This is a genomic window from Bradyrhizobium sp. (assembly GCF_052389815.1).
Taxonomy (GTDB): domain Bacteria; phylum Pseudomonadota; class Alphaproteobacteria; order Rhizobiales; family Xanthobacteraceae; genus Bradyrhizobium.
In genome coordinates, this window is the sequence record NZ_JBQTHN010000097.1 from 1 (window position 1) to 7933 (window position 7933).

Below are 7933 nucleotides of genomic sequence, written 5' to 3' on the forward strand. Positions count from 1 at the left end.
CTGCCACGGGCACGGCCTATGTTGATCTGTGCGGCGAGCCGGCCTGGATGCGGCGCATGATCGACGCCTATCACGAAGAGGCGAAACGGACAGGCGCGCGCATCGTCTTTTCCTGCGGCTTCGACTCCATCCCGTTCGATCTCGGGGTGTTCACGTTGCAGGAGAAGGCACACGAGAAATTCGGACGCCCGGCGCGGCGGGTGAAAGCCCGGCTGCGCAAGATAAGGGGCGGCATGTCCGGCGGCACCGCGGCGAGCGCTCAGGCGACGTTGGCCGCCGCAGCGCGCGACCCGGCCCTGGTCCGGCTGCTCACCGACCCCTTCGCGCTGACGCCGGGGTTCACCGGGCCGTCTCAGCCGTCGGGCCTCATCCCCGAATACGATCCCAGCATGAGCGCTATGCTGGTGCCGTTCCCCATGGCGCCGATCAACACCAAGAACGTGCACCGCACGAATTTCCTGCTGGGTCATCCCTACGGCACGGACTTCGTTTACGACGAGATGATGGTCGCGCCGGGCGTTGGGGACATTCCTCGCGTGGCGACGGAGGCGTTCGCCACGGTGGTTTCCTTGCTCGGGACCGGCGGTCTCAAGCCCGGCGCAGGTCCGACTCGGGAGGAGCGCGAGAAGGGGTTCTACGACATCCTCTTCCTTGGCGAGTTGCCGGATGGCCGACGGGTCGAGGCTACAGTCACAGGCGACCGCGATCCGGGCTACGGCTCGACCAGCAGGATGATCGCGGAGAGCGCGCTCTGCCTCGTGCGTGACGTGCAAGGAGATGGCGGCATCTGGACGCCGGGCGCGCTGATGGGTCGCGAATTGCGCAAGCGTCTCCAGGAACGCGCCGGCCTCTCCTTCAGCGCGCGGTGAGGTAACGCCGAAAACTGCAGCGGCGGCTGACGCGCGGGCAACCAAGCCTTAACCGAACTCGACTAAATTCCCAATTGGGCATTCGGGGCGTATGAGCTGGCTTGTTGAGCCGGCTAGAAAGCGTGAGCCCGCAAAATGGCTTTTGACCCCGAAGAGCTGGTGACCCTCACCAATCACGGCTCCATGAGGTTACGCTCGGCGGTAGCGAGAGCGATGACCTTACCTCTCGGTGAGCGCAAGAAGGCGACCATCGTCCGAAATGGCAAACCGGCGACCCTGAGATACGAGCGGATCAAGGACCTTGCGGCAGAGTGGGCGAAGAATCTCGTGCCCTCCGCATGAGCCCCGTGCCTCCTGGCGACTTTTCTCGTTTCACGCACTGAAATGCGCACGTTGATAGACGGCGCAGCCGCCGATCTTTGGTCTGGCGGACTGAATCGGCCTCTCAAGTTGAGGCTTCAGAAAGGGGTCGTTCGATGCGTATTGAGCCCGCCGACAAGGGTTTCAATCTCGCGATTTGGGCGATCTCGGCGGCTGTGAGCGGGACGCTCGTTTATCTGGTTCTGCTCGGCTAACGCAGCGCTCCGCCTCAGATGCAAAGACTGAGCACCTTGATGGTGCAGTTGCTGGACTTGGCCCGGCCTGAAGGCGCGGCCTCGCGTTTCACGGCAACGACCGGCTCCTTGTCTTTCTTGCCCTTCCCCTTGCCCGGCTTGGGCTCGTAATCGCCGGCGATCACCATGGCCCAGTAGGTGCGCTTGCCGCTGGCATTCTTCGCGCTCGCAATCCCGACGCGGGAAGCCTTGTGCAACATCAGGTTCCTGCGGTGTCCGGAGGAGTCGATCCACTGACCCAATGTCTTCTCGAAACTGTCGTAGCCATAGGCGATGTTCTCGGCGGCGCGCCCGGCACGCGCCGGCGCGACCCGCTTGTTGAAGGGACCGAGGGCGTCATGGCTAAGATTATCCTTCGCCGCCATCGCGCGCGCCTGCTCCAGCGCGATGCGGTCGAGGGTGGCGTCGCGCACGACGCGGACCTCGCCGTGCTTGAGGCGGAAACTGGAGACCAGTTCGGCCGGCGACTCGGCGGCCGCCGGTGCGGCCAGCAGCAGAAAGCCAGCGACCGCCCCGACAAATACCCGACCCGTCCTGGTCCCCCTGCTATCCATTACCCACCAAAGCAGCGCAAATATCCGGCGCTTGTCCATCGGCAATGTGGAGGCTTCAAGGCAGCCTAGCGCCAGCCGAGCGCGGGTGCGACATGAGTGAGAATAGCTTCGATCACATGCGCATTGTACGGGACGCCGAGCTGGTTCGGCACGGTCAGGAGAACGGTGTCGGCTTCGGCGATCGCTTCATCCGCCTTTAGTTGCTCGACGAGCTTGTCCGGCTCGGCAGCGTAGCTGCGGCCGAAGATCGCCCGTGTCCTTTCGTCGAGGAATCCGATCTGGTCCTCCTCTTCGCCGCCGCGGCCGAAATAGGCGCGATCCTGGTCGTTCACGAGCGCAAAGATACTGCGGCTGACCGAAACGCGCGGCTCGCGGACATGGCCCGCCTCCTTCCACGCGGCGCGGTATGCCCGGATCTGGGCGGCCTGCTGTATGTGAAAGGCCTCACCCGTCTCGTCGCTCTTGAGCGTCGAACTCTGCAGGTTCATGCCGAGCTCTGCCGCCCAGACTGCCGTGGCATTCGAACCTGCGCCCCACCAGATCCGGTCGCGAAGGCCTGCCGAATGCGGCTCGAGCCGCAGCGGCCCCGGCGGATTTGGAAACATGGGGCGAGGGTTGGGTTGTGCAAATCCCTGGCCGCGCAACAGGTCCAAAAACACCTCCGCGTGGCGCCGTCCCATGTCGGCGTCGCTTTCGCCCTCGGCGGGCTGAAAGCCAAAATATCTCCAGCCGTCGATCACCTGCTCCGGCGATCCCCTGCTGATGCCGAGCTGCAGGCGGCGGCCCGCAATGAGATCGGCAGCGCCGGCATCCTCCACCATGTAAAGCGGATTCTCGTAGCGCATGTCGATGACAGCCGTTCCGATCTCGATACGGCTGGTCTTCGCGCCGACGGCAGCCAGCAGGGGAAACGGCGAGGCAAGCTGGCGCGCGAAGTGATGGACCCGAAAATAGGCGCCATCCGCGCCCAATTGCTCGGCGGCAACGGCCAGCTCAATGGATTGCAGCAGGGTGTCGGCGGCCGACCGCGTCTGTGATTGCGGCGAAGGCGTCCAATGGCCGAAGGAGAGGAATCCGATCTTCATCAGGGCAGTCCGGCTTCACGGACGACCTCGTCCGAATGATCGGCCGTGATTATCACACGGGAGTTCAGGGGCAACCCACTGCAAAGCACCGTTGGCGCTCGCCGTCGCCCACCGCCGCGCCTGCAATTCAGGAGTGGATTTGCGCTTTGCCGCGGGCGGCCTTAGTTCGCTTTCGCACGCGGCTTCCTTGCCGACACCCTCGACGCGACCGCCAGCGCGGCTTCCCGGCCGGCGCTCAATATCTCTTCGGAAAACTCGCCCGTGCCCGCGACCCGCGACAGCACCAGCGCGCCGGCCATGGTGGAGAGCGCCGCGATCGCCCGCGCCCGTGCGGCCTTGCGCGGCAGATCCGGCAGCTGATCGGCCATCATCTCGATCATCTCGCCGAGCTTGGCGGCAAAGGCTTTTCGCGTCCGGGCGCTCTCGCGGGCGATATCCGGGCCCAGTGCCGTGATGGCGCAGCCATGGCCGGGATCGTCGCGATGCAACGCCGACAGGTAGTTCTCCACGATCGCCGCAAAGCGTTTTTCCGGCGGCGTCGCTTCGGCCATCTTGCGCCAGCGCTCGGTGGAGCGCTCCATCGCGTAGCTGAACGCCTCGACGACAAGCGCCTCGCGGGAGCCGAAATGGGCGTAGAACCCGCCGTGGGTCAGCCCCGCCTCCTTCATCAGGTCGGCCACTCCGATGCCATGCGCGCCCTTCTCGCGCAGCCGCACCGAAGCCTTGCGCACGATGCGGGCGTGAGTCTCCTGCTTGTGTTCCTTGGTGTAGCGCATGGCCGGTCCATTACATGTCCATGGTCATATAATAGCATGATCTGGCGCAAAGTGCTGCCTCTATTTGCTCTTTTGCACTTCCCCGATCATGGAAAAGGTCGCAGTCGCGTGCACTGCGAGATTGCCCGCCCCGTCGCGGACCGAGCCTTCGGTGTAGCTGGTCTGGCGGCCCAGCTTGATCAGCCGCCCGTCGGCCTGAATCGTCCCGGACTTCACGGACAACGGCCGCAAATAGGTCAACTTGAGATCGGGCGTCACCGAAGCCTGCCCGGCCGGCAGCATGGTCGAGATCGCGCAGCCCATGGCGGTATCCAGCAGCGCCGCGGCGGTCGCGCCATGCAGGAGGCCGATGGTATTTTCCAGGCTCTCCTCGGCGTCGAGTTCCATCACGATGCGCCCCGGCTCCACCGTCGCCATGCGGAAGCCGATCAGTTTGGCCATCGGAGGCGGCGGCAGGATGCCGTCGCGAATCGCCTGCATCGCCTCCATCCCCGACATCGGCATCGCCGCCCGGGCGGGCCCCGGCGCCTGCCAGTCCACCACCCGCTCCCGCCGCAAATGCGGGGCGAACAGGTCCGGAAGTTCCAGCGCTCGTCGGGCGCTGCCAGTCGTCATGGTCGCTCTCCTGCATTGATTATATGATGCTGATAATATATAATAGTACGGTGCAACGATGGAAGAGCTGGCCATGCCGAGCCCCGACTGGCGCAAGACTGCCTGCAACCTCTGCTACGTCAATTGCGGCCTCGAGGTGCTGGTCGAAGACGACCGCATCGCCAAGGTGCGCGGCGACCGCGATAATCCCAAATCGCAGGGCTACCTCTGCAACAAGGCCGCGCGCATCCCCTACTACGCCCATCACCGCGATCGGCTGACTACCCCGCTGCGCCGCCGCCCTGACGGCGGGTTCGACGCCATTAACTGGGACACCGCGATTGCGGAGATCGCGGCAAAACTACGCGACGTGGTGGATCGCCATGGCGGCAAAAGCCTTGCTCTCTATGGCGGCGGCGGCCAGGGCAACCACGCCGGCGGCGCCTACGCCATGGCGCTGCTCCGCGCGCTCGGCTCACGCCACGTCTTCAACGCGCTGTCGCAGGAGAAGACCGGCGATTTCTGGGTCAACGGCCACATGTTCGGCAGCCAGACCTGCCACACCGCCGAGGACGTCCATCATTGCGACCTCCTGTTCGTGATCGGCGCCAATCCCTGGATCGCCCATGGCTTTCCCAACGCGCGCGACCATCTCAACGACATCCGCAAGGATCCGAACCGGAAGATGATCGTGATCGATCCTCGCCGCTCCGAAACCGCGGAGCGCGCGGACCTGCATCTGGCGGTGCGACCCGGCACGGATGCTTTCCTGCTGGGCGCGATTCTCGCCCGGCTGGTCCAGCGCGATGCGATCGATCATGCGTTCATCGAGCAGCATACGACGGGCTATCCCGAGGTCCGAGACGCGTTCTCGAAGATACCGGTCGAGCAATGGGCTGATATTGCCGACATTCCGCTCGAACAGATCGAGCAATGCGTCGACATGATCGTAGCCGCAAAGGCGATGACCGTCCGCGTCGAGCTCGGCATCCAGCAGGGCGTCAACTCGACGCTCAATTCCTGGCTGGAAAAGCTGCTGATCATGCTGACCGGCAGTTTTGGCCGGAAGGGCACCAACCAACTGCACAGCTGGCTGGTGCCGCTGTGGGGCAATTCGCCGAACCAGCGCTTTGCGGCGACCGACACCGAGGTGATCGGCGGCCTGCTGCCGCCCAACCTGTTCCCCGATGCGGTGCTGGCCGACCACCCCGATCGCCTGCGCGCGGTATGGGTCGACAGCTCCAATCCAGCCAATACCGCATCGAACACGGCGCAAGTGGAGACAGCGCTGCGCGCACTCGATCTCCTCGTCGTGGTCGACGTCGCCATGACCGAGACGGCGCGGCTGGCGCATTACGTGCTGCCGGCCTCCTCGCAATTTGAGAAGACCGAATTCACGCTGTTCAACTTCGAATTCCCCAGGAATTACTTCCACGTGCGGGCGGGTGTTATCGCTCCGCTCGAAGGCACCCTGCCCGAGCCCGAAATCTACACGCGGCTCTCCCGCGCGCTCGGACTGTTGCCCGGCGACAATGCGCTTGCGCCGCTCCGCGAAGCAGCATTCCGCTCCCGCGCCGCCTTCGCCGCCGAATTCCGCAACCTGATGGGCGCGAAACCGCAGCTGACAGCGCTTGGCGCGCTTGTCCTTTACAACACGCTCGGCGCTACCCTGCCCGATGGCACCGCTGCCGCCGCGCCGCTGTGGCAGGCCGCCCATCTCTGCGCCAAGCGCTCGCCGCAGGCGGTGCGCCGTGCACTCAGCGCCGAACGCGACGTGCCGGACGAAATGCTCGGCGAAATGCTGTTCGCTGCCATCGTCGGCTCGCGCAACGGCGCCGCCTTCACCGAGCACGATTACGCCGACGTATGGTCGCTGATCTCGCACCCCGACCGCAAGGTCCGGCTTGCGATCGCGCCGCTGCTGGAATGGCTCGGCAGGCTCGATCCGGCGACCGCAGCACCATCGGGCGATTATCCCTTCGTGCTCGCCGCGGGGCAGCGGCGCATGTTCAACGCCAACCAGATCTTTCGTGATCCGGCCTGGCGCCGCGACGATCCCGATGGCGCGCTGCTCATCAACGCCGCCGATCTGAAATCGCTCGGCGCAGAGGATGGCGACTGGATCGCGGTGCAATCGGCCGCCGGCCGCCTGGTCGCGCGCTGCAAGCGAGACGACAGCATGCGCAGCGGTCAACTCGCGCTGCCGCACGGGTATGGCCAGGACTACCCGGCCGCCGACGGCGAGCGCCTGAACAACGGTCCACGCGTGAACATACTGACAGAAAGCGGCAACCGCGATCCCATTGCGGGCACGCCGTATCACAAGCACGTCCCGGTGCGGCTGGAGCGTTTGGCGGCAGCGGAGGTTGCGGCCGTTGAAGCGCAGTCGCAGCGCATCCACCGGGTGTCGGCTTAAGCTACGTCTGCAACCCGGTATTTCCCTGCCCGGCCTTGACAAGAACAGCCCTTGCCACGGAAGTGGCCCCTTCGGCGGCACGCAAGGAGGAGCCACAAGAAAAGCCATGGAAATGCTCAATCCGCATTGCGGAATTACCCGCGACCTCAGAGGCGTCGTGCGCGTTGCCGTCTGCAACGCCGGCTCGCTCAATATTCTCGGCTCCGCCGTGACCAACGGCGTGCGCGAAGGATTTGAAAAGCTTGCCGCCGACAAGAGCATCCGCGCCGTCGTCCTCACCGGGCAAAGCGAAAAGAGCATGATCGGTGGCGCCGACATCAGGGAGATGGCCGAGCTCGACCGGAAATCGGCGGAAGCCTTCATCACCCGCCTGCGCGATCTCTGCGAGGCGATCCGCCGCTTCCCTGCGCCCGTCATCGCGCGACTGCCCGGCTGGTGCCTCGGCGGCGGGCTGGAAGTCGCAGCCGCCTGCGACGTGCGAGTTGCCGCGCACGATGCGAAGTTCGGCATGCCTGAAGTCAAGGTCGGCATCCCCAGCGTGATTCATGCCGCGCTATTGCCGCGGCTGATCGGCTTCGGCCGCGCGCGCTGGCTGGTGCTGACCGCGGAAAACATCGACGCGCCGACCGCGCTCGCCTGGGGTCTCGTCGATACCGTCGCGCCGCCAAACGGCCTCGACGATGCGGTCGAGCATACCGTGCAGGCGCTGCTCGAATGCGGCCCCGAGGCGCTGCGCATCCAGAAGGAACTGTGCCGCCACTGGGAAGAACTGCCACTGACCGAATCCGTCAACCTCAGCATCGCCGAGTTCGGTAAGGCATTCCTCACCGGCGAGCCACAGCGGATGATGGGCGGCTTCCTCGACCGCAAGCGCTAGAGCCGTAGGTTGGGCAAAGCGAAGAGACTGGGCAAGAATTCTGTTCGCTAGATTCTGGATCGATGTACGATTCTTCTCATGACGAATCGCACCTATAAGACCGGACGAGACCGGGGACAGCTGAGCCTTTTGCCAGCTCGTGTTGAGG

General features: G+C 64.9%; 8 protein-coding genes. 4 read left to right on the top strand and 4 right to left on the bottom strand.

What is annotated here, in order from left to right; genetic code table 11:
* Together ACT4OC_RS17130 and ACT4OC_RS17135 are read left to right on the top strand one after the other, a co-directional pair.
* Positions 1-869, top strand: an 869-nt coding sequence (locus ACT4OC_RS17130; protein WP_444840203.1) for a saccharopine dehydrogenase family protein, incomplete at its 5' end; no start/stop codon positions are given.
* 135 nt (positions 870-1004) lie between these two features.
* Positions 1005-1211 carry a hypothetical protein gene (locus tag ACT4OC_RS17135; protein WP_444840204.1) on the top strand — a complete coding sequence of 69 codons (207 nt, stop codon included), beginning with the start codon at positions 1005-1007 and terminating at the stop codon, positions 1209-1211.
* A 247-nt stretch (positions 1212-1458) separates the two neighbouring features.
* On the opposite strand, the gene ACT4OC_RS17140 is transcribed toward ACT4OC_RS17135, so the two are convergent.
* The 4 genes from ACT4OC_RS17140 to ACT4OC_RS17155 all read right to left on the bottom strand — a co-directional run bounded on the left by ACT4OC_RS17140 (position 1459) and on the right by ACT4OC_RS17155 (position 4513).
* Entirely contained in the window at positions 1459-2037 is a 579-nt protein-coding gene (locus ACT4OC_RS17140; protein WP_444840205.1) for a CAP domain-containing protein, read from the bottom strand.
* A gap of 65 nt (positions 2038-2102) precedes the next feature.
* On the bottom strand, positions 2103-3125 hold the full coding sequence (locus ACT4OC_RS17145) for an LLM class flavin-dependent oxidoreductase (protein WP_444840210.1): 1023 nt from the start codon (positions 3123-3125) through the stop codon (positions 2103-2105).
* 158 nt (positions 3126-3283) lie between these two features.
* Positions 3284-3898 carry a TetR/AcrR family transcriptional regulator gene (locus tag ACT4OC_RS17150; protein ID WP_444840206.1) on the bottom strand — a complete coding sequence of 205 codons (615 nt, stop codon included), beginning with the start codon at positions 3896-3898 and terminating at the stop codon, positions 3284-3286.
* Between the two features lie 60 nt (positions 3899-3958).
* The gene (locus ACT4OC_RS17155; protein ID WP_444840207.1) at positions 3959-4513 is read right to left on the bottom strand and encodes a PaaI family thioesterase; all 555 of its coding nucleotides are present in this window, start codon (positions 4511-4513) and stop codon (positions 3959-3961) included.
* Positions 4514-4586: 73 nt separating this feature from the next.
* On the opposite strand from ACT4OC_RS17155, the gene ACT4OC_RS17160 reads away from it, so the two are divergent.
* Both ACT4OC_RS17160 and ACT4OC_RS17165 read left to right on the top strand, forming a co-directional pair.
* Positions 4587-6908, top strand: coding sequence for a molybdopterin-dependent oxidoreductase (locus tag ACT4OC_RS17160; protein WP_444840208.1), 2322 nt, complete (start codon positions 4587-4589; stop codon positions 6906-6908).
* A gap of 106 nt (positions 6909-7014) precedes the next feature.
* Entirely contained in the window at positions 7015-7785 is a 771-nt protein-coding gene (locus ACT4OC_RS17165) for an enoyl-CoA hydratase (RefSeq protein ID WP_444840209.1), read from the top strand.
* Positions 7786-7933: the final 148 nt, after the last annotated feature.

Coding starts and splice junctions, on each gene's coding strand:
- ACT4OC_RS17135 (WP_444840204.1), top strand. CDS start 1,005: ATGGCTTTTGACCCCGAAGAGCTGGTGACCCTCACCAATCACGGCTCC.
- ACT4OC_RS17140 (WP_444840205.1), bottom strand. CDS start 2,037: ATGGATAGCAGGGGGACCAGGACGGGTCGGGTATTTGTCGGGGCGGTC.
- ACT4OC_RS17150 (WP_444840206.1), bottom strand. CDS start 3,898: ATGCGCTACACCAAGGAACACAAGCAGGAGACTCACGCCCGCATCGTG.
- ACT4OC_RS17155 (WP_444840207.1), bottom strand. CDS start 4,513: ATGACGACTGGCAGCGCCCGACGAGCGCTGGAACTTCCGGACCTGTTC.
- ACT4OC_RS17160 (WP_444840208.1), top strand. CDS start 4,587: ATGCCGAGCCCCGACTGGCGCAAGACTGCCTGCAACCTCTGCTACGTC.
- ACT4OC_RS17165 (WP_444840209.1), top strand. CDS start 7,015: ATGGAAATGCTCAATCCGCATTGCGGAATTACCCGCGACCTCAGAGGC.